General features: G+C 46.7%; 19 protein-coding genes and 1 CRISPR repeat array. Of the genes, 12 read left to right on the top strand and 7 right to left on the bottom strand.

The features are described from left to right. From AC0VYI_RS20075 to cas6f, 9 genes are all read left to right on the top strand, one after another. Positions 1 to 1179, top strand: coding sequence for a methyltransferase (locus AC0VYI_RS20075; protein WP_475445117.1), 1179 nt, complete (start codon positions 1 to 3; stop codon positions 1177 to 1179). A gap of 116 nt (positions 1180 to 1295) precedes the next feature. After that, complete coding sequence (locus tag AC0VYI_RS20070) at positions 1296 to 2132, top strand: BrxR family helix-turn-helix transcriptional regulator (protein ID WP_475445115.1); 837 nt, start codon at positions 1296 to 1298, stop codon at positions 2130 to 2132. A gap of 136 nt (positions 2133 to 2268) precedes the next feature. Beyond that, positions 2269 to 3321 carry a type I-F CRISPR-associated endonuclease Cas1f gene (cas1f, locus tag AC0VYI_RS20065; RefSeq protein WP_475445113.1) on the top strand — a complete coding sequence of 351 codons (1053 nt, stop codon included), beginning with the start codon at positions 2269 to 2271 and terminating at the stop codon, positions 3319 to 3321. Next, positions 3318 to 6719 (top strand): type I-F CRISPR-associated helicase Cas3f, encoded by a 3402-nt coding sequence (cas3f, locus tag AC0VYI_RS20060; RefSeq protein WP_475445111.1) that lies wholly within the window; start codon positions 3318 to 3320, stop codon positions 6717 to 6719. The genes cas1f and cas3f overlap by 4 nt, the downstream gene beginning before the upstream one ends. 244 nt (positions 6720 to 6963) lie before the next feature. Further along, complete coding sequence (locus AC0VYI_RS20055; RefSeq protein WP_475445109.1) at positions 6964 to 7140, top strand: hypothetical protein; 177 nt, start codon at positions 6964 to 6966, stop codon at positions 7138 to 7140. Beyond that, the gene (gene csy1 / locus AC0VYI_RS20050) at positions 7130 to 8410 is read left to right on the top strand and encodes a type I-F CRISPR-associated protein Csy1 (RefSeq protein ID WP_475445107.1); all 1281 of its coding nucleotides are present in this window, start codon (positions 7130 to 7132) and stop codon (positions 8408 to 8410) included. Before AC0VYI_RS20055 ends, csy1 begins: the two co-directional genes overlap by 11 nt. Then, positions 8407 to 9372, top strand: coding sequence for a type I-F CRISPR-associated protein Csy2 (gene csy2, locus AC0VYI_RS20045; RefSeq protein WP_475445105.1), 966 nt, complete (start codon positions 8407 to 8409; stop codon positions 9370 to 9372). The genes csy1 and csy2 overlap by 4 nt, the downstream gene beginning before the upstream one ends. 27 nt (positions 9373 to 9399) lie before the next feature. Then, positions 9400 to 10428, top strand: a complete 1029-nt coding sequence (csy3, locus tag AC0VYI_RS20040; protein WP_475445103.1) for a type I-F CRISPR-associated protein Csy3 — start codon at positions 9400 to 9402, stop codon at positions 10426 to 10428. A 10-nt stretch (positions 10429 to 10438) separates the two neighbouring features. Beyond that, the gene (gene cas6f, locus AC0VYI_RS20035) at positions 10439 to 11038 is read left to right on the top strand and encodes a type I-F CRISPR-associated endoribonuclease Cas6/Csy4 (RefSeq protein WP_475445101.1); all 600 of its coding nucleotides are present in this window, start codon (positions 10439 to 10441) and stop codon (positions 11036 to 11038) included. 130 nt (positions 11039 to 11168) lie between these two features. Next, positions 11169 to 15878: direct repeats of the CRISPR family, unit length 28 nt; unit sequence GTTTGCCGCCGAGCACGCGGCTTAGAAA. 68 nt (positions 15879 to 15946) lie between these two features. On the opposite strand, the gene AC0VYI_RS20030 is transcribed toward cas6f, so the two are convergent. Then, a complete protein-coding gene (locus AC0VYI_RS20030) occupies positions 15947 to 16711 on the bottom strand; it encodes an EAL domain-containing protein (RefSeq protein ID WP_475445099.1) in 765 nt (254 codons plus the stop codon). 248 nt (positions 16712 to 16959) lie between these two features. Here AC0VYI_RS20030 and AC0VYI_RS20025 point away from each other — a divergent pair, with 248 nt between their 5' ends. After that, positions 16960 to 17694 (top strand): alpha/beta fold hydrolase, encoded by a 735-nt coding sequence (locus tag AC0VYI_RS20025; protein WP_475445098.1) that lies wholly within the window; start codon positions 16960 to 16962, stop codon positions 17692 to 17694. A gap of 60 nt (positions 17695 to 17754) precedes the next feature. On the opposite strand, the gene AC0VYI_RS20020 is transcribed toward AC0VYI_RS20025, so the two are convergent. After that, positions 17755 to 18465, bottom strand: coding sequence for a pirin family protein (locus AC0VYI_RS20020; protein WP_475445096.1), 711 nt, complete (start codon positions 18463 to 18465; stop codon positions 17755 to 17757). Positions 18466 to 18645: 180 nt separating this feature from the next. Here AC0VYI_RS20020 and AC0VYI_RS20015 point away from each other — a divergent pair, with 180 nt between their 5' ends. Together AC0VYI_RS20015 and AC0VYI_RS20010 are read left to right on the top strand one after the other, a co-directional pair. Next, positions 18646 to 19551 carry a LysR substrate-binding domain-containing protein gene (locus AC0VYI_RS20015; protein ID WP_199473972.1) on the top strand — a complete coding sequence of 302 codons (906 nt, stop codon included), beginning with the start codon at positions 18646 to 18648 and terminating at the stop codon, positions 19549 to 19551. Between the two features lie 59 nt (positions 19552 to 19610). Next, the gene (locus AC0VYI_RS20010) at positions 19611 to 20564 is read left to right on the top strand and encodes an AEC family transporter (RefSeq protein WP_475445094.1); all 954 of its coding nucleotides are present in this window, start codon (positions 19611 to 19613) and stop codon (positions 20562 to 20564) included. Positions 20565 to 20662: 98 nt separating this feature from the next. Here AC0VYI_RS20010 and yjfF read toward each other — a convergent pair whose 3' ends face one another. The 5 genes from yjfF to AC0VYI_RS19985 all read right to left on the bottom strand — a co-directional run bounded on the left by yjfF (position 20663) and on the right by AC0VYI_RS19985 (position 26712). Next, complete coding sequence (gene yjfF / locus AC0VYI_RS20005) at positions 20663 to 21634, bottom strand: galactofuranose ABC transporter, permease protein YjfF (RefSeq protein ID WP_475445092.1); 972 nt, start codon at positions 21632 to 21634, stop codon at positions 20663 to 20665. Then, the gene (locus tag AC0VYI_RS20000) at positions 21631 to 22752 is read right to left on the bottom strand and encodes an ABC transporter permease (protein ID WP_475445090.1); all 1122 of its coding nucleotides are present in this window, start codon (positions 22750 to 22752) and stop codon (positions 21631 to 21633) included. Before AC0VYI_RS20000 ends, yjfF begins: the two co-directional genes overlap by 4 nt. Positions 22753 to 22763: 11 nt before the next feature. Beyond that, on the bottom strand, positions 22764 to 24338 hold the full coding sequence (locus AC0VYI_RS19995; protein WP_475445088.1) for a sugar ABC transporter ATP-binding protein: 1575 nt from the start codon (positions 24336 to 24338) through the stop codon (positions 22764 to 22766). A gap of 102 nt (positions 24339 to 24440) precedes the next feature. After that, a complete protein-coding gene (locus AC0VYI_RS19990) occupies positions 24441 to 25430 on the bottom strand; it encodes an ABC transporter substrate-binding protein (RefSeq protein ID WP_067013536.1) in 990 nt (329 codons plus the stop codon). Between the two features lie 241 nt (positions 25431 to 25671). Next, positions 25672 to 26712 (bottom strand): Gfo/Idh/MocA family protein, encoded by a 1041-nt coding sequence (locus AC0VYI_RS19985; RefSeq protein ID WP_199473981.1) that lies wholly within the window; start codon positions 26710 to 26712, stop codon positions 25672 to 25674. Between the last annotated feature and the right edge of the window lie 54 nt (positions 26713 to 26766).

Here is a 26766-nt window from a genome sequence, read left to right as displayed (position 1 = left end):
ATGTCCTCATTACCTGCCACTTTCCAACACATTGATGGCTGGCTAAGAACCCATCAGTCTCTTTGGAAAATCGATACCTTTGTCGATTTAGACATTCCTTGGAAGGGGAACTATCCCGAACTGGCACACTATTTGGTTCGCATTCGTTTAGCTGAGAAAGACGCCGATCGTAAAGCGGATTTGATCGAACACTTTCCCTTTCTTGCTCCTTGTCAAACCTGGTTGAGGGCTCCCTCCTTGAGTCGCATCATGGAGCGCGACAAAGCCGTACCAAGCTATTTTTCTGTGGGCATCAAAGGACGAAAGTGGCAGCAGATAACCGCTTTTGCTAACGTTACCCCCATTGCTGAGGACTACCTTGAATGGTGTGCAGGTAAGGGGCATTTAGGCAAATTACTGGCCTTTCAAGGCAATAAACAAGTCCACAGCCTAGAATGGCAACAAAGCTTGTGTGAGGCAGGAAAACAAGATGCAGAGCGTCTCAACCTACGTCAAACTTTCAGCCACGCAGATGTGCTCAAAGGAGAAGGGCGCTCAGCATTAGCAAATGCTCACTGTGCTGTCGCGCTTCATGCTTGTGGGGATTTGCATCTTGAACTGATCAAACAAGCCGTGGCCGCTAAGACTCCCGTTTTGTGCCTTTCTCCCTGTTGCTATCACCTTACTAAAGATGAATTTTATCAGCCATTATCGCAAACCGCTCAACAATCGCCATTGATCTTGCGCCAAGCCCACCTGAAACTTGCTGTTAAAGAAGTCGCCACCGCTGGCGCACGGGAACAACGCCTCAAACAACTCGAACTGACCTACCGACTAGGGTTTGATTCCTGGCAGCGAGCCGCCTGTCAACAAGGTGATTACCTGCCTGTGCCCTCGGTACAAAAAGCCATACTGACACAAGGCTTCGATGCTTTTTGTCACTGGGCCGCCAAGCAAAAAGGTCTTACGGATTTCATTGCAGCCAATCCATTCGCAGAATTCGAATCTATCGGCGAAGCCAGAGCAAAACAGGTGCAAAAGTTGGAAACCATCAGCCAACTGTTTCGCCCTGCTCTGGAATACTGGCTTATCCTCGACCGTGCTATGTACCTAGCAGAAAACGGCTATCAAGTGGAGATCGGCACATTCTGCGAGAAAAGCCTCACCCCAAGAAACTGGATGATTAGGGCAACTCGTTGATGAGTCAGTCAATGGGTAAACGAAGCATGGATTGATCTAAATACTAAAGGACGCCAATTGCCATTTGGCTACCGTAGAAAACTGCGCTACATTGCTAGACCTTCAATGGTAAAGGAATGGTCAGAATGGACGTGGGGCAGCGCTACTGGATGATAGAGCTATTGGCTTTTTGGGAAGAGCAGATCAATACCACCCCCTTAATGAAAAGCTTTGGGTTGACGCGTCAAAGTGTTAGCCCACTCTTTAAGCAATACCAAGAAGCAACTGGTAATGGCCTAGTTTACGATACCAAACAAAAAGCCCACATAATCACCGATCACTTTGAACCCCATTATATTGACCAAAGCGTTGACGAATATTTTGATTGGTTAAACTACGGCAAAATCCCCACGTTTTCTAATACTGTCACTGAATCCACCCAACACAGAATAGAAGCCCTAGCACGCTTTGTCTCACCACAAGTCATGCGACCCTTATTAAAAGCCGTTAAAGACAAAACCGCTGTGGATTGCGAATATCTATCCGTTTCCAGCAGCGACCCGCAAGGACGTTTGATTTATCCCCATAGCTTTGTGAAAACCGCCGGACGCTGGCATGTGCGTGCTTATTGCGACATGCGACAACAATTTCTAGACTTCGTTCTGAGTCGCTTTCAGAGTGTCGACTACGATGGCAAAATCGCCGAACAAACCGCACAACAAGACACCCTGTGGAATACTCAAGTCTCACTGATTCTTGCCCCTGACTCCCGCCTTACCGACAAACAAAAATGTGTCCTTGAAAACGACTACGGCATGACAGATGGGCAACTTCACATCACCACCCGTGCTGCCCTTGTCAAATACACCCTAGATGACTTGCAAATAAAAACCAAAATGCTTGAAGCTAATCCGCAAGCTCAGCAACTGGTATGTGTTAACTACGCCGACATAAAACACTGGTTATTTGACTGATTGAATGATGAAAAACGGGATTTCACTTAAGACCTGTCAAATTACTTTACCTGTGCAAAACGACAGCATTGTGGGATTGAGAGAAGCAAGGCACAGTGGATACAAGGCAGATAACTAGAGCGAGAAGGGACAAACAATGGAACAGTTCTCACCATCGGATATGAAGACCATATTGCACTCTAAACGAGCCAATATGTACTACCTCGAATACTGTCGGGTGATGCAAAAAGATGGTCGAGTCTTGTATCTCACGGAAGCGCTTTCTAATAAAAAGTCAGGAGAAAACCAATATTTTAATATCCCAATAGCCAACACAACAGTGTTACTACTCGGTAACGGCACGTCGATCACCCAAGCCGCCATGCGCATGTTGGCTCAAGCAGGTGTATTAGTTGGCTTTTGTGGTGGCGGTGGAACGCCGCTCTATATGTCGTGTGAAGTAGAATGGTTTACTCCGCAAAGCGAGTATCGCCCCACCGAATACCTTCATGGTTGGTTGCAATTTTGGTTTGATGATGAAAAACGTCTGGATGCCGCGAAAACTTTCCAAACAGCGCGCCTCGATTATCTAGAGCGTATTTGGACAAAAGACAAAGACCTAAAAAGTGAAGGCTTTACACTCCAAGATGCCTCATTGCAAAGCGCTTTTGAAACCTTTCATAACCGAACTGATGCAGCAGCTAAACAGTCCGATTTATTACTAACCGAAGCGCAACTGACTAAAGCTTTGTATAAATACGCCGCGAATGCGGTCAGCATTGATGACTTTACACGTCAACACGACTCAAATGACAAAGCCAACGATTTCCTCAACCACGGCAACTATCTTGCCTACGGTTTGGCTGCTTGCTGTTTGTGGGTGCTTGGCATTCCTCATGGTTTTGCTGTTATGCACGGCAAAACTCGACGTGGGGCTTTGGTCTTTGATGTGGCGGATTTGATAAAAGACGCCATCGTCTTGCCTTGGGCATTTGTCTGTGCCAAAGAAAACGCCACAGAACAAGAATTTCGTCAGCAAATTCTACAAAAATTCACCGACCATAAAGCGTTAGATTTTATGTTTGAGACGGTCAAAAACATGGCATTACATCTTGGTGGTTCATCAAATAAGCAAAATGACCTCGAAGAACAAGAGACACTTGTAGGTCGTTCTTTAGAGCGACAAAACGACGAGGATACCGAACGATGATGGTGACCTTTGTTTCCCAGTGCGAAAAAAACTCACTCAAAAAGACCCGCCGTGTGTTAGATGCTTTTGCCAATCGAATTGGTGACAACACATGGCAAACCCTGATAACCGAAGACGGCTTGCTTACCGTCAAAAAAATGCTGCGTCAAACCGCCAGTAAAAACACCGCTGTCAGTTGCCACTGGATAAGAACCCGTGCCAGAAGTGAATTACTTTGGGTGGTGGGAAATCGATTGAAATTTAACGAGCAGGGCATTGTGCCAGTTAATGCTACACGAAGAAATTTATTAAAAAGTGAAATAGAAAATGATTGGCATTATTTACCATTGATTAAAGCGCTAACAAGCTTAGCAGCGCTTTTACATGATTGGGGTAAAGCCACCAAGCTGTTTCAGGAAAAGCTATCGCCAAAGAGTAAAAACAAATTCAAAGGCGACCCTATTCGACACGAATGGATCTCGCTCTTATTGTTGCGCGCTTTTGTACAAATCACCAATAGCACAACGGATGACGAATGGTTGGAAAGGCTTCATCAAGGCAATATAGACGAAGCACAACTAAAGACACTTATTCAAAACTCTGCATTAACTCCTTTAGCAAACTTACCACCGATAGCACAACTGGTTGCATGGCTGATTGTTTCCCATCATCGTTTACCCTCGTTATCCAAAGAGCAAGCTAGTGTCTATAAGGCTGAACAAGCCACGTCTATAAACACTATGTTACAGCGCATTACCCAAGAGTGGGGGTACGAAAATCGCTATGATGAAGCAGAATACCAAAAACGTTTAAAAGGCTGTTTTCGTTTTCCGAATGGACTATTAAGCAACTCTAGTCAATGGCTTAAAAACATAAAGCGTTGGTCTAGGCATTTGATCGAAAATAAAAAAGATGCGCTGCAAAGTATCGAAAATGGAAGCTATCGGTTGGTATTAAACCATGCGCGTCTGTGCTTAATGTTGGGGGATCATTTTTACTCGTCTCAGGATGCTGCGAACGGTTGGAAAGACACAACGGGGTTATTTGCCAATACCGACAAAACGACTAAACAAGTTAAGCAAAAGCTGGATGAACACCTAGTTGGCGTGGCAAGTCACGGGGCTAAAATTGCTCACTTGCTGCCGGCCTTTGAGACAGAGCCGCCTCTGGCCGAAGATGTACAAGCGCTACGAAAACTCAGTCCTAAAGGCTTTCAGTGGCAGGATAAGGCCGTAAAAAAGATAACGGACTATTATCGAAACATCGAACCAACCAAGCTTAAACAAGGCTTTTTTGCCGTTAACATGGCTAGCACAGGTTGCGGGAAAACCTTTGCTAATGCCAAAGTTATGCGTGCTTTGTCTGCCGACCAGAAAAGCCTGCGCTTTGTCCTAGCATTAGGACTGCGAACGTTAACACTGCAAACAGGGCGCGAATATCGAGAGCGCGTTGGCTTGGATGATAGCGAACTCGCCGTATTGATAGGTTCTAAAGCCGTCATGGAATTAGACCAAAGAAATCATCTCCTCAAGAGCCAAGATCAGGACACCTATGAAAGCCGAGGGTCCGAATCCCAAGAGCCATTGCTTGATGAAGAATTAGATTTTGATTGTGCTATCCCCGAGGATGCCTTAACCACAGTGCTTACAAAACAAAGAGATCGACAATTTCTTTATGCTCCAGTACTGGCTTGCACAATAGACCATCTTATGTCGGCGACAGAAACCAAACGGGGCGGACGCTACATACTGCCTACACTGCGCCTGATGTCTTCCGATCTGGTGATCGATGAAATTGACGACTTCACTGGTGATGACTTAATCGCCATCGGTCGATTGATCCATTTAGCGGGTATGCTGGGTCGTAAGGTAATGATTTCCTCTGCGACCATTCCTCCTTTTATGGCAGAAGGGTATTTTAAAGCCTATCGAGATGGATGGCGCTTGTACTGCCAAACCCGTGATGCCAGCCCAATCATTGGCTGTGCATGGATTGATGAGTTCGCTACTCAGGTGGAGGCTAACCACTCTGCTATATTAGAAGAGGCGATTTTAGATTATCGAAAACAGCACAAGGATTTCATTACAAAACGAGTGGCTAGCCTGAACAAACAGGTAGCGAAGCGCAAAGCGGATATTGCCCTATGCCAAGACATAATCGATCAATACAAGGGGCAGAGCCAAAGGGATGAAAGCATCGTTGAGAATAAGCAAAGCGCCTATTTTAATTGTATTTTTCAACAAGCATGGCAAAAGCATAAAGCCCATTACTTTAAAGACCCAGAGACACAGTTAAAAGTGTCCTTTGGGGTTGTTCGGATGGCCAATATATCGCCCTGTGTCACGTTAACGAGATACCTACTTAATAAGTCACTACCAAGTAATACTGAGATTCGTGTCATGGCGTACCACAGTCAGCAAGTCCTATTGCTGCGTTCTGAACAAGAACGCCATTTGGACGACGTTCTTAAGCGCAAGGAAAAACTAGGCGAGCTACCGAGCGCTTTGAGTAATCAAGTGATTAGGCAGCACTTGCAGCGTATTCAGCAGAACCTGCCAGATGTAAATAATGTGCTGTTTATACTGGTAGCCACGCCAGTAGAGGAAGTTGGCCGAGATCATGACTTTGATTGGGCGGTGATTGAACCTTCTTCTTATCGTGCCATTGTCCAGCTTGCGGGGCGTGTCAGGCGTCACCGAGAGGGTGAGGTTGAACACGCTAATATCGCCTTGATGCAATACAACTGGAAGGGCATTCGTGATGCACACCAAGAGAATAACAAAGTCTTTAATCGTCCAGGATTTGAAGAGCGAATAGCACTGAAAAGCCATAACCTTGATGATCTGCTAGATGTTCAGCAAGTCGGCAAACGCCTGGATGCGATACCGAGAATCCAGCAGCCAGAGTACTTAACCGTCAAATACATGAGTAACCTTACTAAGGCAACGAGCTTAGTAGAGCTAGAGCACATTATGACGCGCCATTGGTTAGCCAATTTTGCTAGCAAAGGTAAGCATGTTCAGACTGGTCCTGAAACATTACAAGGTTGGTTGAATCATCACTGGTTTTTAACCGCCTTACCTCAAGTGCTTACACCATTTCGTCAAAGCGAGCCGAGTTTAAAAACCTATTTGGTGTTTAGCGAACCCCATCAAGCAAGCTATTTCTGTGAGAAAGATGAAGACGGCCATGCTATTAATCGTGAGGTCATCTTAAATATTCAGCGGGAATCATTAAATGCTACTGCCATGTCAAGGCTATGGCTAGTTCGTAATTTTGACCAAAGCTGTGTGCAAGTGGCAGAAGAAAATGAGCTAAGCCAACGAATCGTTTCATTGCGTTATGGGGAGCTCAGCTTTCCTCATGATGAAAAGAAGCATTATGTCTACAACGACCAATTGGGGTTAGTGAAGTTTTAAAAAAGCCAGAGAAATAGAACCCTCTGGCTTAATGATTAAGCTGCTTGTTCAGCAGCATATTGTGGCGTTCCGAAGAACTCCGTTGTTGCATTTTCTAAGCTGCACGTTCTGCAGAAATATAATTGTATTGATAAAGATGGGGAAAGTCACTAGATAAAATAACTTCGTTGTTGCATGGCGTTGACTTGAAAAATGGATAGTCCTATTATGGTTGCAAAATGACCAGTAGCGACGTGCATGAACTATGAGCAAGACATACTTAAAGAAAGAGACAGTCACCATTACTCGAACCGAAGAGATTAGTGTGATTGATGGTGATGAAGAGTCTAAGGTTCTTTCCGAGAGTCGGTTTTGGCTTTCTTTGTGGTCGATGGCCAAAAAAATTTTGGGTAAATGGATGAGGGCAAAAGATGATGGATAAAAGTATCGCAGCTTTCTTTGAAGAAAGAAAAGCTGCTTGGCTAAAGAAAAACCTGAGTACATCCATGTCAGAACTGGAAGTGAAGGAAAAAGAGCAAGAATGCGAGAGCGTATTTGCCTTAAAAAACTGGTTGCCGAATGCGGCTAAAAGAGCAGGGCAAATGTCTATCTCAACACATCCTTGTACCTTTAGTCACCCAAGTGCTAGGAAAAATAAAAATGGTTACGCCAGCGCTATTATTGCGTCTAACGAAGCAAGAGATGACGGATTTTTACGCACAGGGAATGTCGCCGTTGCAGCAGATGCTCTCGGTAATGCCGCCGCTCTTGATGTATACAAATTTCTCACCCTCATTACCGACGATGGGCAAAGTGTTCTGCAACATTTGGAGCAAGACTCCGAGTTAGCGCAAGGTTTGCTCACCTTATCAAATGCTGAGGAAGAGCACAGCTATCAGGCATTAAAACAAGGCTTTTTAGCCATGTCTGCAAACGATGAGGAAGTGATCACCAGCTCCAAAATCAAGCAGGTGTATTTTCCTGTTCGCCAACAAGGTGACGAAACGGAATACCATCAATTGTCGTTATTAACCGCATCGGGCATAGTTTTTGAGCTACGTCAGCGCTTGGATAACATGCGCTTTGGTGAAGCAATAAAACTCGCCAGAGAGAAGAAAAAAGCCAACGAATACCATGAAGGTTTTCGTGAAATATACGATCTCACCACTATCGGTTATGGTGGTACCAAACCGCAAAATATCAGCGTTTTGAATAACCAGAACGGGGGAAAAGCCCATCTCTTGATGAGTGTGCCGCCAGCGATCAAAAACCGTCAGGTACATTTCCCTAAGACGGATTTTTTCCAACAAAGTGTTAGCTACTTTCAATGCAAAGAGCTATTCCAAAAATTGCATACGCTTTATAAGCGAGAGGATAACAACGTCCAGATTCGTACCCAGCGTGATGAAATGTATCAAGAGGTTATCGATTATCTTATTGAGCGAGTGTGGCAAGTGCGCGCAGTCGCTTCAGAACAGTATATAGAAAGTGCTAGTCAGCTACCTAAAGCGCAAACCATCTGGTTGTGTCCGCAAGGGGAAGCTTTAAGAGAGACAACTAACGATTGGCTGGATGACATTATTCAATCGACTACTCATTACCTATTTCATGGTTACGAAAAAGTATTGGGTAAAAAAGCCATTAAATTGGGCTTAGCCGAACGTCAGCACATGGAAAAAATAGCGGCCAGTAACAAGGAGGCATTGCGATGATCGGTGAAATCAAAAAGTTACTCATTATTCCGCATCTTAGGATACACAACGCCAATGCTTTATCTAGCCCGTTTACCATTGGCTTTCCTGCTATGACTGCGTGGCTGGGGGCAGTGCACGCATTACAGCGGAAACTGAATGACAAAGGCATTCCCATAAAATTGTTAGCAACAGGTGTGGTGTGTCATGAGCTGAACTTGCAAACCTACAAAGGGCAGAACGACTTCGTTCATTCCATTGTTGGCACGGGCAACCCGTTGGATAAAACCGGCTCGAGATCATCCTTTATTGAAGAAGGTCGTTGTCACCTTGATGTTACCTTAGTCATCGAATTGGATACGTTTTCGCTTGATGAGCAAGCAAATTTTTTAGAGACCGTATCTCATTTATTAAACGCTCAGATGAAAATGGCTGGAGGTGACATTAAGGGGTTTGAGACACCATTTTACATTGCCTCTGAAGAAGGTAATGACTCTGATATGAACAAAGTTAAGCGAGCCTTGATGCCCGGTTATGCCTTGATAGAGCGCAGAGAACTGATGGTGGAGGCCATGAAAAAAGGGGCCGATGCCATCGAAGCGCTGATTGATTATTTGGCGATTCATAATTCGTGTGATCGTTTAATAGACGAAGAAAACACAGAAACCATCCAATGGCGTAGGCATCGCAAACTTGTCAATGACAAACCCGCAGGGTGGCTTGTTCCCATAGCGACAGGCTTTCATGCCGTTAGCGAATTAGGCGAAGCGAAAAAACAGCGCGACCCAGATGTGCCTCATCGTTTCGCGGAAAGTATGGTCACTCTTGGGGAATTCAAAATGCCCCATCGCCTTCACTGTATCGAGGACATGTTATGGCGTTATCACCTCGATAATGACGCTTACCTATGTCATCAGCGTTCCCACGAACATTTATCATTAACGGCTCCTGCTGTGGATGAAGACGACTATTCAGAATTTTAATCAAACCACAAGAAAAGGATATTTATCATGGCTAAAAATGACAACAGCACAGCTTCTGTACTGGCTTACGAGAAAAAACTGGTATTAAGTGATGGCTATATGTACGGCACAAAATGGGAAGACCGTAGCCAGCTTGCGCCTTTGGCATTAAAAGAAAAATCGGTACGCGGTACCATATCTAACCGATTAAAAGCGGCTATAAAAAACGACCCAGCTAAGCTTAATGCAGAAGTAGAAAAAGCCAATTTGCAGAAAGTCGATGCCTGTTCTCTAGACCTAAACCAAGACACTTTGAATCTGCAATTCAGTGTCAAAGTGTTGGGTGGGATTGCGAAACCTTCTGCCTGTAACAATGCCAACTTTAAACAAAGCTACGCCAACGCCGCGAACGGTTATATTGAGAAGCATGGCTTTACTGAGCTTGCTCGTCGTTATGCCACTAATATTGCTAATGCACGTTTTCTGTGGCGTAACCGTGTCGGTGCGGAAAAAATTGAAGTCAATGTTGCGGCGAAAAACAGCAGAATTAATGAATCGTGGACATTCGACGCAACGCAAGTCAGCACGCGCCATTTTGATACTCAAGATTCTAATATCGACCAGCTTGCCAAGGTGATTGCTCAAGCCTTGGCCAGTGAAGAAGACTTTATTTTGCTGGAAGTAAGTTGTTTTGTACTAATGGGCAGCGCTCAAGAAGTCTATCCAAGTGAAGAATTGGTATTAGATAAAGGCAAAGGAGAAAAGAGCAAAATTCTCTACCATGTGAATGATATTGCCGCCATGCATTCTCAAAAATTGGGTAATGCATTGCGAACGATCAACACTTGGTACCCTGATTATACTGATCCAGAACTGTCTGTCGGTCCAATTGCCATTGAACCCTATGGCGCTGTGACTAACCTTGGCAAAGCCTTCCGTACTCCTAAAGACAAGCAGGATTTTTATACCTTCTTTGATGCTTGGGCGCGTGGCGAATCATTGAACCGTGAAGAAGATGAACACTATGTAATGGCAACCCTTGTCCGTGGTGGCGTGTTTGGGGAAAGCGACAAATAGGGAGAGTGTTATGAAGTACTACATCGACATGACCTTGCTGCCCAGTGACGCTATTGGCGTTCATTTTTTGTGGTCAAAACTCATGATGCAAGTCCACCTTGCGCTGGTGGAAATTCAGGATGACAACAAACAAGTGCCCATTGCGGTGAGTTTTCCAAAATACCAAACAAAGTCAGGTGATAAATTAGGTTTTATTGGCAACAAACTGAGATTGTTTGCAAGAGATAAAAACGACTTTGAGTGTTTGAATCTTGGGAAATGGTTAAATCGACTTGAAGACTATGTACATATAAAAAGCGTCGCGGAGGTGCCAGATAATGTGCAGGGTTATGAAACCTTTAATCGTCGTTGCAAATCTGGCTCACCAGACAAGCATATTAGAAGGCGAATGAAACGTCATAATGAAACATGGGAACAAGCGGCAGAATTTTTTAAAGGCTACAACATGGAAAAAGCCGATAAAGATCTGCCTTTTATTAGAATGAAAAGCCTACATAGTGATAACGAGTTTTGTATGAGCATCACTAGAAAAGAGGCTGAGTTGTCCAATAAATACGTTATGTTTAACACCTACGGACTGAGTGCAGAAGGTGTTTTACCCAAGTTTTAACCAATAAAATTTGCTCTTTAAAAAAATACTTTAAAAACAGCAAGTTACAATATGCCGAAAAACCATTGGTAAAAACGTCTATTTTTACCTAAACGCATGTTGTAACTTGTTTTTTTGCAACTAGACTATTGTTTGCCGCCGAGCACGCGGCTTAGAAATTGCTCTCGATTGACCGCGCCTGTTGCTTGCCGTTTGCCGCCGAGCACGCGGCTTAGAAATGTTTCTAAATCACACCCAACCAACATAACGTGTTTGCCGCCGAGCACGCGGCTTAGAAAGTATATATCGCCCAACCCTATCCAGTCCCAGAGTTTGCCGCCGAGCACGCGGCTTAGAAAACGACCATCTGACTTATTTTTGAGCTCATTGAGTTTGCCGCCGAGCACGCGGCTTAGAAAGACTGAAGGTGGCGGTGGTCGTGGTCGGGCCGGTTTGCCGCCGAGCACGCGGCTTAGAAATGCATTTGAGGCTACTCCTACAGTAGCGATAAGTTTGCCGCCGAGCACGCGGCTTAGAAAGCTACGTCAGTGCGGCCCCTCCCAACCCAAAGGTTTGCCGCCGAGCACGCGGCTTAGAAATCTTTATCATCAAGATGATCAATCATGCCGTCGTTTGCCGCCGAGCACGCGGCTTAGAAATGGATTATGGTTCATAAGCCGTGGGGTATACAGTTTGCCGCCGAGCACGCGGCTTAGAAAGTAATAGCAGTTGTCTGTTATATACCGTATACGTTTGCCGCCGAGCACGCGGCTTAGAAAGTAGTCCTCTTGACGAGTAGATATACAGTTTGGTTTGCCGCCGAGCACGCGGCTTAGAAAGTACAGAAGGGCCATTTGTTCCATTCCTTTTTGTTTGCCGCCGAGCACGCGGCTTAGAAATTTTTGGTATTCTTTGAACATTTTTAACTGGTGTTTGCCGCCGAGCACGCGGCTTAGAAAATACGCCCTAAAAACGACTCATCCCAAATACCGTTTGCCGCCGAGCACGCGGCTTAGAAATGTCTCGTTTAAACACTCGATAGGGCAAAGATGTTTGCCGCCGAGCACGCGGCTTAGAAAGTCTATGGTGGCCACAATCTCTCGAGCATAGAGTTTGCCGCCGAGCACGCGGCTTAGAAATGCTTGATTAAGCCGTTTGAGTGTACTGTCTGGTTTGCCGCCGAGCACGCGGCTTAGAAAGCGTACAAGCAATGCAATCCGCACCAGAAAACGTTTGCCGCCGAGCACGCGGCTTAGAAATATAGCAGATTACATTTAAACGCATTGATTTAAGTTTGCCGCCGAGCACGCGGCTTAGAAAGTTTGTGGGTGACATAGACCATGTACTTTCTCGTTTGCCGCCGAGCACGCGGCTTAGAAAATAGACAACAAAACAAGCAGCTCAGAGGATTTGTTTGCCGCCGAGCACGCGGCTTAGAAAAAACAGAGCATCTTTTCCTTATAAAAACGCTTGTTTGCCGCCGAGCACGCGGCTTAGAAATACATAAAACAGCTTGGTAAAGGCCCAGCAATGTTTGCCGCCGAGCACGCGGCTTAGAAAACAACAGCAAGGCGGTTACGGGCAACCTCAAAGTTTGCCGCCGAGCACGCGGCTTAGAAATATATGAGCGATGAAGAATATAAAAAATGGCGGTTTGCCGCCGAGCACGCGGCTTAGAAATAATGCTCAGATGGTGAGGTTTTATGATCTCTGTTTGCCGCCGAGCACGCGGCTTAGAAAGATATAAAGAGTTCCGTTTTCATCTTTAAATAGTTTGCCGCCGAGCACGCGGCTTAGAAAAGATACGGAGCCATGTTCTCCATTACTCCGGCGTTTGCCGCCGAGCACGCGGCTTAGAAATTCTGTATCAAAGCCATTGGCGGCAGCTTTAGGTTTGCCGCCGAGCACGCGGCTTAGAAAATCAGCAGCGGTATGATTGCGCTAAACCAATCGTTTGCCGCCGAGCACGCGGCTTAGAAAAGTCACGTAGATGGACGCCTAAGGTCTGTAAAGTTTGCCGCCGAGCACGCGGCTTAGAAAATTTAGAACCAGTGACATAGATTTTCACAAACGTTTGCCGCCGAGCACGCGGCTTAGAAAATAGAATGATGATTGGTCTTTGGTTAGCCCCTGTTTGCCGCCGAGCACGCGGCTTAGAAATGATCTAGTTTGTTAGCATATTGTTCTGGGCTGTTTGCCGCCGAGCACGCGGCTTAGAAAAGATTCCGCAATAGCAACGAAAGAGGAAAAGAGTTTGCCGCCGAGCACGCGGCTTAGAAAGAACGAGATTTACCACGCCTCAAAGGGCTTATGTTTGCCGCCGAGCACGCGGCTTAGAAATTTCATTCTTTTTTTGAGCGACTCAGACCAATGTTTGCCGCCGAGCACGCGGCTTAGAAAATATAGCTGTCGAATGTGTGGCGTTGTCGCTTGTTTGCCGCCGAGCACGCGGCTTAGAAAAGTTACAACGAGTAATTTTCATTTGCCCCCCTTGTTTGCCGCCGAGCACGCGGCTTAGAAAAAGATGTTCATGAGCGAGTTGAAGCGCCAACAGTTTGCCGCCGAGCACGCGGCTTAGAAAATCATGGATTGATGGTAGTAGCGGTTTTTCTGGTTTGCCGCCGAGCACGCGGCTTAGAAAAGGCGCATCAAGTAAACGGGCAGCACGATCACGTTTGCCGCCGAGCACGCGGCTTAGAAATTACTTTTATACCGCCAAATTAATCCAGCTATGTTTGCCGCCGAGCACGCGGCTTAGAAATTCAAACTTTGGATCTAAAGTGTGCTCTTCGAGTTTGCCGCCGAGCACGCGGCTTAGAAATGCACTGGATATAAATGAGTCCGTTGATATCGGTTTGCCGCCGAGCACGCGGCTTAGAAATGCACTGGATATAAATGAGTCCGTTGATATCGGTTTGCCGCCGAGCACGCGGCTTAGAAAATATCAGGATCAATTGCGCGCTTCAGGGCTAAGTTTGCCGCCGAGCACGCGGCTTAGAAATAAACAAGCGTGACTCAATCATCCTAGTTGCTGTTTGCCGCCGAGCACGCGGCTTAGAAAGCTCGCGCAGCAGGTCAGTGGGAGCGCGCACAGTTTGCCGCCGAGCACGCGGCTTAGAAAAGCAACAATTTACTTGAACTACAGCGACTGGTGTTTGCCGCCGAGCACGCGGCTTAGAAAGACTAAAAAAGCGGTAATTTGCTGCAACTTAAGTTTGCCGCCGAGCACGCGGCTTAGAAAGACCAAGCCAATCAAAATGATTCGCACCATTCGTTTGCCGCCGAGCACGCGGCTTAGAAAGTAAGCATCAGCCACAATAAAACAACCTTCCAGTTTGCCGCCGAGCACGCGGCTTAGAAAGCTTGTAATAATCGCTCTTCTAAAATGGCAGTGTTTGCCGCCGAGCACGCGGCTTAGAAACAGAAACCCAACGTTTCGGTCATATGGTTATAGGTTTGCCGCCGAGCACGCGGCTTAGAAATTCAACCTATGCTTCAATACTTGAAAATATAAGTTTGCCGCCGAGCACGCGGCTTAGAAAAGGATTTCCCAAAAGGGACAATTATACAATTTGTTTGCCGCCGAGCACGCGGCTTAGAAAAGATCAATACGTGAAAAAAACACTCAAGCTTTGTTTGCCGCCGAGCACGCGGCTTAGAAAATTAACAATAAACTCGCCGCCGACATACGTATGTTTGCCGCCGAGCACGCGGCTTAGAAATTAACAACGCGGACGTAAGGTTTATTTTTTCCGTTTGCCGCCGAGCACGCGGCTTAGAAATAGCTAATAAGCGGCTTTTTTACTTCCCTTAAGTTTGCCGCCGAGCACGCGGCTTAGAAAAAAATAAAGATTAGGAGTAGGAATATTTTTATGTTTGCCGCCGAGCACGCGACTTAGAAATTTTTCGTTCTTGCGTACCGTAATTTGCGTTGGTTTGCCGCCGAGCACGCGGCTTAGAAAGCTCTAATCCCGTATGAATAGCTTTTGAACGTGTTTGCCGCCGAGCACGCGGCTTAGAAATCACGACTTACATCTTTTAATAGCTGTTCACGGTTTGCCGCCGAGCACGCGGCTTAGAAAGCTACCCAAAGCAATATGTGTGATCTTTGATGGTTTGCCGCCGAGCACGCGGCTTAGAAATAAACTGTCTATTTTTTGCACGTAACAAGTCGGTTTGCCGCCGAGCACGCGGCTTAGAAAGCGCACCTCGGCTTATCAGGGGTAAACTATGGGTTTGCCGCCGAGCACGCGGCTTAGAAAATACGTTTGCCTGGCTTCGGTCATTTCAAAGACTTCACCGCCGAACAGGCGGCTTAGAAAAATGCGTATCAATCCTCTCTTGAGGGAGAAGGCTTCACCGCCGAACAGGCGGCTTAGAAAAACTTCAATAAGAGATTCACACTCTGTTTTTACTTCACCGCCGAACAGGCGGCTTAGAAAGTAACCCCTTTATTGATCATCCTGAATTTGTGCTTCACCGCCGAACAGGCGGCTTAGAAAGTTTAGCCGTTTTAGTTTTTCCAAACTCAGCACTTCACCGCCGAACAGGCGGCTTAGAAAGTTTAGCCATTTTAGTTTTTCCAAACTCAGCACTTCACCGCCGAACAGGCGGCTTAGAAAGCGATGTAAAACAACGCATAGAGATAATGACACTTCACCGCCGAACAGGCGGCTTAGAAATTGAAGATGTTTTCCTTCTTGGGCGAGGGCTCTTCACCGCCGAACAGGCGGCTTAGAAACCATGCCTGCGCGCCGTACGCCTCAAAGTGTTCTTCACCGCCGAACAGGCGGCTTAGAAAAATGAAGCATTCAAGTTTAGATCTTTTTGGGTCTTCACCGCCGAACAGGCGGCTTAGAAATTACTCCATTCCGAAGGATATTAGTGTCAACACTTTACTGCCGCAGATGCGGCTTAGGTCAGGTCGATTTATCCCCAGTTGATTTCGGCAAGGGATTCGAAGCTGGGTTTGGCGAAGTAGTAGCCTTGAAATAGGTAGATTCCCATGTCTTCTAGGGTGTGGTATTCGGCTTGTTTTTCGATGCCTTCAGCGATGATGGTGATATTAAGATCGTTAAATAGGTTGATGAGGTTTTTGACGATGGTTTGTCGGGTTTTGTCTTGGTCGATGTTTCTGATCAAGGCGATGTCAATTTTGATGATGTCGGTTTGTAGGTCAGCAAGTTGATTGAGGCCATTGAAGCCAGCGCCAAAGTCGTCTGTGGCGGTGAGAAAGCCTTGGTCTTGATAGTATTCGATGATGGATTTTAGGTGCTGGCTATCGATAATTTGTTCGTTTTCGGTGAATTCAAAGATGATTTTTTCTTGCGGAAATTGGTATAACTCGGCGGCGTCTAGTGTGGTGCGCAGGCACAGTTCTGGCTTGTAAATGGCGTTGGGCAGAAAGTTGATGCTTAAGCGGCTGTCGGTCGTTTGTATGCCCAGTTCTGAAGCCAGTTTGATGGCTTTCACGCGGCAGCTTTGGTCAAAACGATAAAGGTTGGTTTGGTTGACGTTTTGCAGGACTTGATAAGCACTTTCTTGGTTGAGCCCCCGCACGAGCGCTTCTTGTGCGTAGATGGTTTTGTTCTTGGTGTTAATAATGGGCTGAAACGCCATAGTGAAGTCAAACTCAAGATCGCAAGCGTTGGCGCATTGGGTGCAGCCGAGTGGTTTAAAGTCCGTTTGTCTCATTGAGTTTGAGCCTCTTTTGTTAAGTGGTGACGCTTTATCAGGTGATACAGCCTTTTTTATCTCGACAAGATTCTAGGGTGGTTGTGATTGTGATGCGAATCAAGAGTCTTTTAAATTGTAAGTGACCTTTTAGCGGATTGTCCTTTTGTTTTGTGTGATCTTTTGTTTTTATGGACAGGGGTGAATGGTTAAGTGAAACATGAGTAGGGCAGTGTTTATCATGAAAACTTGATAAAAAGGAGGGCGTGATGTCGTATCTATTCCTACCTGGTTTGTTATGTGATGCTGCTGTTTGGCAGTCGGTGTTGTCTCAGTTTCCTCGTGATGAGGTGTCGGTGGTGGATTATGGGGATGCCGATTCCATAGAAGCCATGGCGAAGGTCGTGTTGCAATCGGCCCCAGAGTGTTTTGTTCTGGTGGGGCATTCTATGGGAGGTTTGGTGGCGTTAGAGGTTTATCGTCAAGCACCGGAGCGCGTGAGTCATTTGGTTTTGTTGGATACGGGCTATAAGGCGCTTCCGAAAGATCACAAAGGGGAGCAGGAAAAAGCCTCTCTACTCGCTTTGCTGGCACTGGCTAAAGAGAAAGGGATGGCAGTGATGGGGCGCCAATTGCTAGCGGAGATGGTTCATCCAGATCGCTTAAAGGACGATCCTTTGGTCTCGTCTATATTGGCAATGATGGAGCGGCAAACGTTGGCAACCTTTACGGCTCAGGTCAATGCATTGCTACAGCGTCCCGATGCGACTTGTGTGTTACGTGAGGTGGCGTGCCCTGTGTTATTGATGTGTGGTCGTCAGGACAGTTGGACCCCTGTTTCGCTGCATGAGGCGATGTTGTTGCTGGTGCCGGATGGCGAGTTGCATGTGATCGAGGAATCGGGGCATATGACGTCGATGGAGCAGCCGCAGGCGGTGTTCAGTCAGTTGCAAGCTTGGTTAGCGCTTAATCAAGCGGATAAAGAAAGAGAAAGCCTAATTTGATAATAAATTAGGCTTTTTTTATTTCTGTCAGACTGGTCAAAGTCGTCCGATATAAAGAGGTTAGTGCGCCGCTTCAACTAGGTCAAATATTAGGGCTTTGACGGTGTCTTGGCCTGTATTGTGAAGTTGCACTTTGCTCTCTTCGGTGATTTTTGCACCGTCGCCTGGATGGAGTACTGTGCCATCTTGTAGAGTCAGCTCGCCTTCAATTTGATGAATGTAGAGACTGCGTTTGTTTTCCACATTTAGATCCTGTGCTTTGTCAGCCGATAAGATCAATTGATGAAGGCTGGCATTTTGCTTGATGCTTAAGGTGCCGTCGCGGCCATCAGGGGTGATGACGGTGGTTAGGCCTTCTTGTTGACCAAAATCCTTTTGTTGATAGCCAGGTGTACCACCAAATTCGTTTGGTTGAATCCAAATTTGTAGGAATTTTAGCGTCTGCGAGTCGGAGGCGTTGAATTCGCTATGGTAGATACCTTTGCCAGCGGACATCAGCTGGAATTCACCAGCAGGTAGCTCTTTGATATTACCAGTACTGTCTTTGTGGGCTATACGGCCTTGTAGTACGTAGCTGATAATTTCCATGTCTTTGTGACCATGGGTTTCAAAGCCTGCGCTTGGGGTGACGGTATCGTCGTTGATAACACGCAGATGGGAGAATCCCATGTGTTTAGGGTCATAGTAGTGGCCAAATGAAAAAGTGTGGTGACTGTTTAACCAGCCAAAGTTTGCAGTGCCACGATCCTCTGCTTTTCTGATGGTAATCATACTGCTTCTCCTAATAGTGTGTTTGTGGCGAGCAGGATGTATGCCTGTTGTGAGCTTGTGTGTTCGGTCACGTCGCCTAAGGTATAGAAGCAGTGTAGGCGTTAAGAAAGGCAAAGAAAATCGGAAGCTTTTGAGGTAGTATTTCAAAAATATTGAAGGCCAATGGATAAGGGTGTGTTTATGGCTCATGCGGTTACGTTAGAGGCATTACGGGTGTTGGAGGCGATTGAACAGTTTGGCAGTTTTGCTGCCGCTGCGGATGCATTGTATAAAGTGCCGTCTGCCTTGACCTATACGATGAAAAAATTAGAAGAAGATTTAGGCGTCAGTTTGTTTGATCGATCTCGCCAACGGGCGGTGCTTACCCCTGCTGGACGGCTTGTGCTTGATAAAGGGCGAACGATATTAGACGCCGCGGCGCGCTTGGAGGATTCGGTTAAGCAGTTAGAGTCTGGCTGGGAGCCAAAGCTGCGTATCGCCCGTGATACGGCGTTGCCAGAGTTGCCATTATTGACGGTAGTGGGAGCGTTTTTGGCGCAAAACCGTCCAGTGCAGATCAGTTTATCGGAAGAAGCCATTGCCGGGGCTTGGGATGCTTTGCAGGATGATAGGGTGGATTTGGTCGTCGGAGCATCGGGAGATTTACCTAAAGGACGCTTTCATACCCGCCCAATTGGCGAACTTGAGTTTGTCTTTACGGTGGCACCGACTCATCCGCTGGCGTTAACAGAAGGCCCGATTACCGCAGCTCAGCTGCGTGAACATCCATCGATTGTGGTAGCGGATTCAACCAAGATTTTACCACAACGGGATTCTGGACTGTTTGAAAGCCGTCAGGTGCTTCGAGTTGATAATATGATGAGTAAAGTTCAGGCCTTGTGTTTAGGGTTGGGTGTGGGGTATTTGCCGAGGCACTTTGTCGATCATGAAGTGATGTCTGGACGGCTGGTTATCAGAGAGTGTGAACTACCAAGACAGAATCACATGAGTTATATCGCTTGGCGCAAAGATGACCCAGGCCGAGGATTGAGCTGGTTTATTGAGGCTTTAGCGGCGCAAGACTGGCAATTGTTGAAGGCTGAATAGACGCTAACGCATTGTTACTTGATGATAAAATGGTTGCTTAATGATAAGAAGGACGTGTCATGTTGTCGTTGTCTGTTTCGATTGTTCCGATTTTTTTATTGCTGATGATAGGCGCATTGTGTCAGCGTTGGCGTTTTCCAGCAGATGGCTTTTGGAGTGGTGTCGATAAGCTGGCTTACTGGGTGTTGTTTCCTGCTCTGCTATTCAATAACACTTCGACAATGGATTTTTCGAATCCTTTGCTATTTCGTTATGGGTTGATCTTATTGTTGGCTATGGCAGGGACGGCGGTGTTTGTCTTTGCTTGTGCTTTTATGCTTAAGGTGAAAGCGCCTGTCGCCTCGTCCATGCTGCAAGCTGGGGTACGCTTTAATACGTTTTTGACACTGGCATTGGCGTCCAGTTTGTATGGTACACAAGGTTTAACGTTGGCGGTGCTCGGGGCATCTGTATTGATTCCATCCATTAATGTGTTTGTGGTGGTATCGATGGTGTTGCTGCATGGCAAATCAGCAGCATTACAGCGAGGAAAAGCTGTGCCGTCTCTTTCTCAATTGGTGATTAATGCGTTAATACGTAATCCTCTGATTGTTTCTATCGTGCTAGGAGCGGGGCTGAATTTGGCTGGGCTAACGCCCATACCGCTGGTCTCGGATACGGTGTCCATTTTAGCGAAGGCGGCGTTGCCAATGGTGTTATTGGCGGTGGGCGCCAGTGTGCGCTTTGAGGTGATTCGTTCTGTAGGTATGACGTTTGTGTGGTCGGCTGTGGCTCGCTTTGTGGTCTTTACCGGGTTGGTGGCTTTGTCATGTTGGTGGCTGGATATAACCGGTGTGCCTGCCTTGGTGGCGATCTTGTTTGGTGTGGTGCCTACGGCGGCCTCTGGGTATGCTTTGGCGCGGCAGTTAGGTGGAGACAGTGAGCGCATGGCGGCGTTTATCACCTTACAAACGTTAATCTGTGTGGTGACCTTGCCCGTGAGTGTGTTATTGAGCCAGCACATTTTTGGTTAGTTGGTTAGTTGGTTAGTTGGTTAGGATGGCAGGGCATTTGCCATCCTAACGTTTACTTGCGACATAATATGTGAGTATGTATCAGGTGTGATCCGTTATTACGTGGCAGGACTACGTTTTTTGGCCCAGAAAACAATGGCTTTTTGCAGCAAGATAAAAAACAGCAAGAGGCCGCCAATGGCGAGTTTAGTCCACCAACTATTGAGGCTGCCATCAAAGGTAATAAGGGTTTGAATCACGCCTTGGATCATGGCTCCTAAAAAGGAGCCAAAGACATAGCCTACTCCGCCAGTCAGTAACGTGCCGCCGATGACGACCGCTGCAATGGCATCTAATTCTACTCCTACGGCGGCCAAAGGGTAGGCGGAGCTGGTGTAGATGGCAAAAATCACCCCAGCCAGAGCGCTGTATAAACCACTTAATGCATAGATTTTGACGGTGGTTTTTTTGATGGGGACTCCCAGTAAGGCGGCCGACTGTTTGTCTCCGCCAATGGCATAGACGTTCATGCCAAAGCGTGTGCGACGAGCGATCAAAATCCCTACTACCAAGAGCACCAACATGGCCATGGCGATAAAGGTTAAACCGCCACGCCCTGGCACACTGACATAGATGTCAGACAAGGCAGTGATAAAAGGGTGGTTAATCGGGACGGCGTCCAGATTGATTAAATAGGCGAGCCCTCTAAAGAGAAACATACCTGCCAAGGTGACAATAAAGGGCTGAATCTCAAATACAGAGATAATCATGCCCATGATGGCGCCAAAGGCGGTGCCGACAATCAATGAGATAGCGATGGCAAGGATGGGATGAATGTGCAAGCTGGTGATCAGATAAGCCATTAATACACCGATGAAGGCGATCATGGAACCGACGGAAAGGTCGATTCCACCCGATAAAATGACAAAAGTCATTCCCACTGCGGTGACGATTAAAAAAGCGTTGTCTGTTAATAGATTGGTGAAGACAAGGGTGTCGCGAAAGCCTTTGTATTCATACATGCCAAACCCATAAAGTAAGAGAAACACGGTGAGTGTGGCGAAAATAGGAAGATTACGCTCATTGATCATTGATCTGCTCTCCCATGATTTTGAGATGATGTACTGTTTTGTCCTTTTTTAGCGTTTTGCCGTCTTTTAGATTGAAAGCGTTTTGCTAACCATTGCCTTGTGGTGGGGGATTGAATAAGCAGCACTGCCAGAATGATGGTGGCTTTAACAACCAGATTGTATTGTACAGGTAAACCGCTGGTTAAAATCGCAGTGGTAAGGGTTTGAATAATCAATACGCCAATAATGGTGAGTCCTAGGTAGATGCGTCCACCCGCGAGGGAAGCCCCCGCGAGCACGACGGCAAGAATGGCATCCAGTTCGAGCCACAGGCCAGCATTATTAGCATCCGCTCCGCGAATATCGGCCGCGATGATAATACCACTTAAGGCGGCGCAAAAGCCGGAAAACATATAGGCGGATAGTACCAATAGACGGGCTTCAATGCCGACTAAGCGACTGGCTCTAACATTGGCCCCAACGGCTTCAATAAACAACCCCAGTGAGGTTTTACGCATCACGACTATGGTCAGTATGATCATACCAAGGGCGATCCACACACGAATGGGAAAGGCTAAAAAGAATTCATTACCAATGGCATTAAGCACCGTTGAATGAAAGGTAACGATTTGTCCTTCGGTAATCATTTGGGCAATGCCTCGCCCAGCCACCATTAAAATAAGCGTGGCAACAATGGGTTGAATATTAAAGATCGATACTAATAGGCCGTTCCAGAGTCCGCAGGCTAAGCCACTGCCCAGTGCGCAGGCAATGACGATCCAGACAGGCCAATCTGTGTTTACCGTGAGTACGGCGGTGACCGCACCGGAAATAGCGATGACGGCACCGACAGATAAATCGATGCCTCGTGTTCCAATAACAACTGCCATGCCCAGAGCCACTAAGGCCGTTGGGGTGCCGCGATGGAGAATATCGATTAAGCTGCCATATAGATGACCGTTGACAAATTTAATCTCTAAAAAGCCGGGTGTGATCAGAGCGGTAACGCTAAGAATCAGCAACAGGGAGACAAAGGGGGCAAGGGTTTTAGGCTGCTTCTGTAGCCGTTTTAATAGGTGTTGTAATGCGTGATGTTTTTTCATATTGGTGGCTTTTATGGGTGGTCTAATGTCTATCATAGCGTGTCCATTTAGCTCGCAATGGTATGAAGGATAGCTTGTTCTGAGACATCGCTACCGCGCAACTCAGCGACTTTGTGATGATCTTTCATGACGACCACACGGTGAGCAAACATGACTAACTCTTCGAGTTCGGATGAGGCCACTAATAGGCCCATACCTTGTTCGCAAAGCTCTTGCATGATTTGGATAATTTCGTGATGTGCGCCAATATCAATGCCTCGGGTGGGTTCGTCTAGAATAAGCAGCTTTGGATGGGTAATCAGCCAACGCGCGAGAATGACTTTCTGTTGATTACCGCCACTTAATTCGCCCACGGGTTTGTCCATATCTGGGGTTTTTATGGCTAGGCGTTTGATCATATCGTCAACCAGTTTTTTCTGTTCAGACATGGCAATGGAGCGCCACCAGCCTTTGCTGGCTTGTAAGGCCAGAATCATGTTTTCACGTATACTTAACTCGGCCACGATGCCGTCTAATTTACGATCTTCTGGGCAATAGCCCATTCCCGATTGAATCGTCTGACGCAGCGACTTTTGTGTTAGTGAGGTGGGCTCAGCTGTTGGTGTTGCTGATGAGTCTTGGTGGAGTGTAATGAGACCTTGATCTGGCTTTGTCGAGCCATAGGCCAGTTCGCATAACTCGGTTCGTCCTGAGCCCAGTAAGCCGGCCACACCGACAATCTCACCGGCATGTATGGTCAAATCAAGGGGATGTAGAAAACGTTGTTTTCCGACATGTTGCATGGTCAGTAGAGTGTTTTGAGGCTTTCCAGTGGTTTGATGGTCGCTAGAGGTGGCAAGATCGTCTAACGATTTACCAACCATATGGCTGACAAGATCGGAACGGCTTAATGAGGCGGTGGGAAAAGTCCCCACGCATTCGCCATTGCGTAATACCGTGATAACGTCAGTGATGTCATACACTTGGTCGAGAAAGTGGGTGACAAAAATAATGCCCATGCCTTGGTTTTTGAGTTGAGTCATCAAGCTAAAGAGCTGCTTGATTTCACTGGCATCAAGGCTGGCGGTTGGTTCGTCTAAAATCAGCAGTTTTGCCTCATTGCTTAGGGCCCTGGCAATGGCGATAAGCTGTTGTATAGCAATGGAGTAGCGGTCGAGTTGTCGAGATGGATCGAGGTTTTCCAGTCCCACTCTGGCTAATAGGGCTCTGGCGCGTGTATCGGCTTTTTTCCAATTGATCAATCCAAAGGATTTTTCCTGTTGCTGTAGGGTTAGGTTTTCAGTGACCGACATACTGGGGATTAAATTGACTTCCTGATAGACAGTACTTATGCCTAATTGCTGAGCATGGCCGCTGTCACGGGCATGGATGGCTCGGCCATCTAACTGAATGTCCCCCTCGTCTCTTGGGTGAACGCCTGTGAGGACTTTGATGAGGGTCGATTTCCCCGCGCCGTTTTCGCCGAGCAAAGCATGAATCTCGCCTTTATTGACTTGCAGAGAGACAGCATTTAGTGCCTGCACACCCGTAAAGGATTTAGAGAGGGAACGAATCTGTAACAAGGCAGAGCTGTAATCGCTTGTCGTTCTTGAGTGGTCTTTTACATTGCTATGAGGTGCCATAGGTAAGCGCTCCTGTTTGGCCTACTTCAAACGTCATTCACGCCTGTGAGCGCGCGGCATCCTAATGAGAAACAGATGACGCACGCTCAAGGGGAAGCCACATTATTTGCGTTTGTTATACTCTGCGGCGGCGGTATCAGGTAAGTACAGCGGGCCGTTGGCTTTGATCCATTTAGGCACTGTTTTTCCCGCACGGTAGGCAAGAATGGCGTCAAAGGCAGGCGCGCCTAAATGTGGATTAAGCTCAATGGTGGCGTTACTTTCACCATCCATCATGGCTTTGAAAATATCTGGCACACCATCAATCGAGACGACAAGAATGTCTTTGCTAGGTTTGATTCCCGCTTCTTTCATGGCAAGAATGGCACCTAAGGCCATGTCATCGTTATGGGAGAACAGAGCACAGATGTCTTTTTTAGGATTGCTTTCGGCTTTCAGGAAGCTTTCCATAACTTCTTTACCACCAGCGCGTGTGAAATCTCCAGATTGAGAACGGATGATTTTCATATTTGGGAAATTGCTGATAACCGCATCAAAGCCTGCTTTGCGATCAATGGCCGCAGAAGAACCCACCGTGCCTTGCAATTCGACGATATTGCATTTGCCGTTGGTTTTCGCAGCTAACCAAGAAGCAGCAAGGGCACCTTCTTCCCTAAAGTCGGAAGCAACTTTGGTGAGATATAGGTCTGGGTTAGCATCCACGCCACGATCCACTAAGACTACGGGGATATGGGCACGCTTTGCTTCTTTGAGCACTTGATCCCAGCCAGTTTCGACGACAGGGGCAAGCAAAATCCCATCAACTCCTTGGGCAATAAAAGAGCGCACCGCTTTGATTTGGTTTTCTTGCTTTTGTTGGGCGTCGGAGAATTTTAGATTATAGCCACGGCGTTCTGCTTCGGCTTTGATGGATTCGGTTTCTGATGTGCGCCAGCCGCTTTCAGAGCCGATTTGCGAAAAGCCAATGGTTAAGCTCTCTGCGCTGGCAGAGACAGAACACACAGGCAATGCTACACAGAGTACGGTCGTTAGGAGGTGTTGCTTGAGAGTGTCAAACCATGACAAATGTTGACGTATTGAGCGATCGATCATACGAAATTCCTCTTATTTTTATTATTTTCCGTGAGAGAGTTAGCGACTTGCTAAATTCTCTGACGCTTTGAGGATAGAGTTCTCTATGGTGTGATTCAAATGCCAGTTGAGGGAATGAATATATCAATATTGGTATAACGAGAAGGGTATGAGAGAGTGCTTTGCAGAAGATGGTCTAAACCTCCCAAAGAGCAGGAGGCTTAGGTCAGATATCTAGGTTAGATAGCACCGCTTTGCTTAATCAGTGCTTGTGATGGTGGTGTTCATGATGGTGATGTTCCAAGTCTTCTTCGTAAAAATCCGGTTCTCCTGGGTATTGAAGACCGATGTCTTGACGGACTTCGTCAAGGGTAGCGATCAGTTCTAGGGTGTCTTCCCAACGATGGTTCGGGCTTTCTAGTAACTCTTCCATCAAACAACGGTTAACTTCATCCACTTCGAATTGATAGCCGCGCCCAGGAAAATCAAATTCCACAGCGCGTTCTTGTCCTTCGTGATTGATCAAACGACAGGATTTTGCCATATACCAAGGGGAATCGATCTCGATGTAGCCTTTGGCTCCCGATAGGACCGCTCGGTTTGGGTTGCAAGAGATTAATGACGCTTCCAAGGAGGCCAGTTGTCCGCTGTTCCAACCTAGAAGCAATTGCTCAAAAACGTCCACATTGGTATCCCCAATAACGGCTTGGTTTTGGATAAAGTCGGGCTTACCACATAGTAGTTGCGCTAAGAAGACAGGGTAGATACCAATGTCGAGCAAAGCGCCGCCGCCCATTTCTAGGTTCATTAAGCGATGCTCTGGATCGGTTGGTGCTAGAAAGTTGAAATTGGCTTGAACACTGTGAAGCGTACCAATTTCCCCTTCTTCGACCCATTCAATCACTTGCTCTATAACGGGGTTAAAGCGTGTCCACATGGCTTCCATGACAAAGACTTCTTTTTCCGCTGCCAATTCAAAGAGCTCTCGAGATTGTGCTTCGTTGATGGTGAAGGGTTTTTCACACAAAACGGATTTGCCCGCCAAAATACAGGCTTTGGTCAGGTCAAAGTGAGACATGTGTGGCGTGGCGATGTAGATCACGTCGACTTCATTGCTGTGGATTAAGGAGAAGTAATCGACAAAGGCCAGTTCAATGTCGAATTCGGCAGCAAAGTCATCGGCTAAGGTTTTTTCCCTAGAGGCAACGGCACGCAATTCACCGGATTTTGCATGGCAAAAGTCGCTTGCAAATAGGCGGGCTATATTGCCTGTTCCAATGATTCCCCAGCGTATCTGATTCATGGGTATCTCCTTAATGTGAATGTCTGGTGAGCAGAGCCGTTTATGTTAAAAGCG

It is taken from the genome of Marinomonas sp. 63XJN7_9_ISO-PGPR-S23-217 (genome assembly GCF_056173515.1).
This window is presented reverse-complemented; position numbering and strand designations above follow the sequence as displayed.

Coding starts and splice junctions, on each gene's coding strand:
- AC0VYI_RS20075 (WP_475445117.1), top strand. CDS start 1: ATGTCCTCATTACCTGCCACTTTCCAACACATTGATGGCTGGCTAAGA.
- AC0VYI_RS20070 (WP_475445115.1), top strand. CDS start 1,296: ATGGTCAGAATGGACGTGGGGCAGCGCTACTGGATGATAGAGCTATTG.
- cas1f (WP_475445113.1), top strand. CDS start 2,269: ATGGAACAGTTCTCACCATCGGATATGAAGACCATATTGCACTCTAAA.
- cas3f (WP_475445111.1), top strand. CDS start 3,318: ATGATGGTGACCTTTGTTTCCCAGTGCGAAAAAAACTCACTCAAAAAG.
- AC0VYI_RS20055 (WP_475445109.1), top strand. CDS start 6,964: ATGAGCAAGACATACTTAAAGAAAGAGACAGTCACCATTACTCGAACC.
- csy1 (WP_475445107.1), top strand. CDS start 7,130: ATGATGGATAAAAGTATCGCAGCTTTCTTTGAAGAAAGAAAAGCTGCT.
- csy2 (WP_475445105.1), top strand. CDS start 8,407: ATGATCGGTGAAATCAAAAAGTTACTCATTATTCCGCATCTTAGGATA.
- csy3 (WP_475445103.1), top strand. CDS start 9,400: ATGGCTAAAAATGACAACAGCACAGCTTCTGTACTGGCTTACGAGAAA.
- cas6f (WP_475445101.1), top strand. CDS start 10,439: ATGAAGTACTACATCGACATGACCTTGCTGCCCAGTGACGCTATTGGC.
- AC0VYI_RS20030 (WP_475445099.1), bottom strand. CDS start 16,711: ATGAGACAAACGGACTTTAAACCACTCGGCTGCACCCAATGCGCCAAC.
- AC0VYI_RS20025 (WP_475445098.1), top strand. CDS start 16,960: ATGTCGTATCTATTCCTACCTGGTTTGTTATGTGATGCTGCTGTTTGG.
- AC0VYI_RS20020 (WP_475445096.1), bottom strand. CDS start 18,465: ATGATTACCATCAGAAAAGCAGAGGATCGTGGCACTGCAAACTTTGGC.
- AC0VYI_RS20015 (WP_199473972.1), top strand. CDS start 18,646: ATGGCTCATGCGGTTACGTTAGAGGCATTACGGGTGTTGGAGGCGATT.
- AC0VYI_RS20010 (WP_475445094.1), top strand. CDS start 19,611: ATGTTGTCGTTGTCTGTTTCGATTGTTCCGATTTTTTTATTGCTGATG.
- yjfF (WP_475445092.1), bottom strand. CDS start 21,634: ATGATCAATGAGCGTAATCTTCCTATTTTCGCCACACTCACCGTGTTT.
- AC0VYI_RS20000 (WP_475445090.1), bottom strand. CDS start 22,752: ATGATAGACATTAGACCACCCATAAAAGCCACCAATATGAAAAAACAT.
- AC0VYI_RS19995 (WP_475445088.1), bottom strand. CDS start 24,338: ATGGCACCTCATAGCAATGTAAAAGACCACTCAAGAACGACAAGCGAT.
- AC0VYI_RS19990 (WP_067013536.1), bottom strand. CDS start 25,430: ATGATCGATCGCTCAATACGTCAACATTTGTCATGGTTTGACACTCTC.
- AC0VYI_RS19985 (WP_199473981.1), bottom strand. CDS start 26,712: ATGAATCAGATACGCTGGGGAATCATTGGAACAGGCAATATAGCCCGC.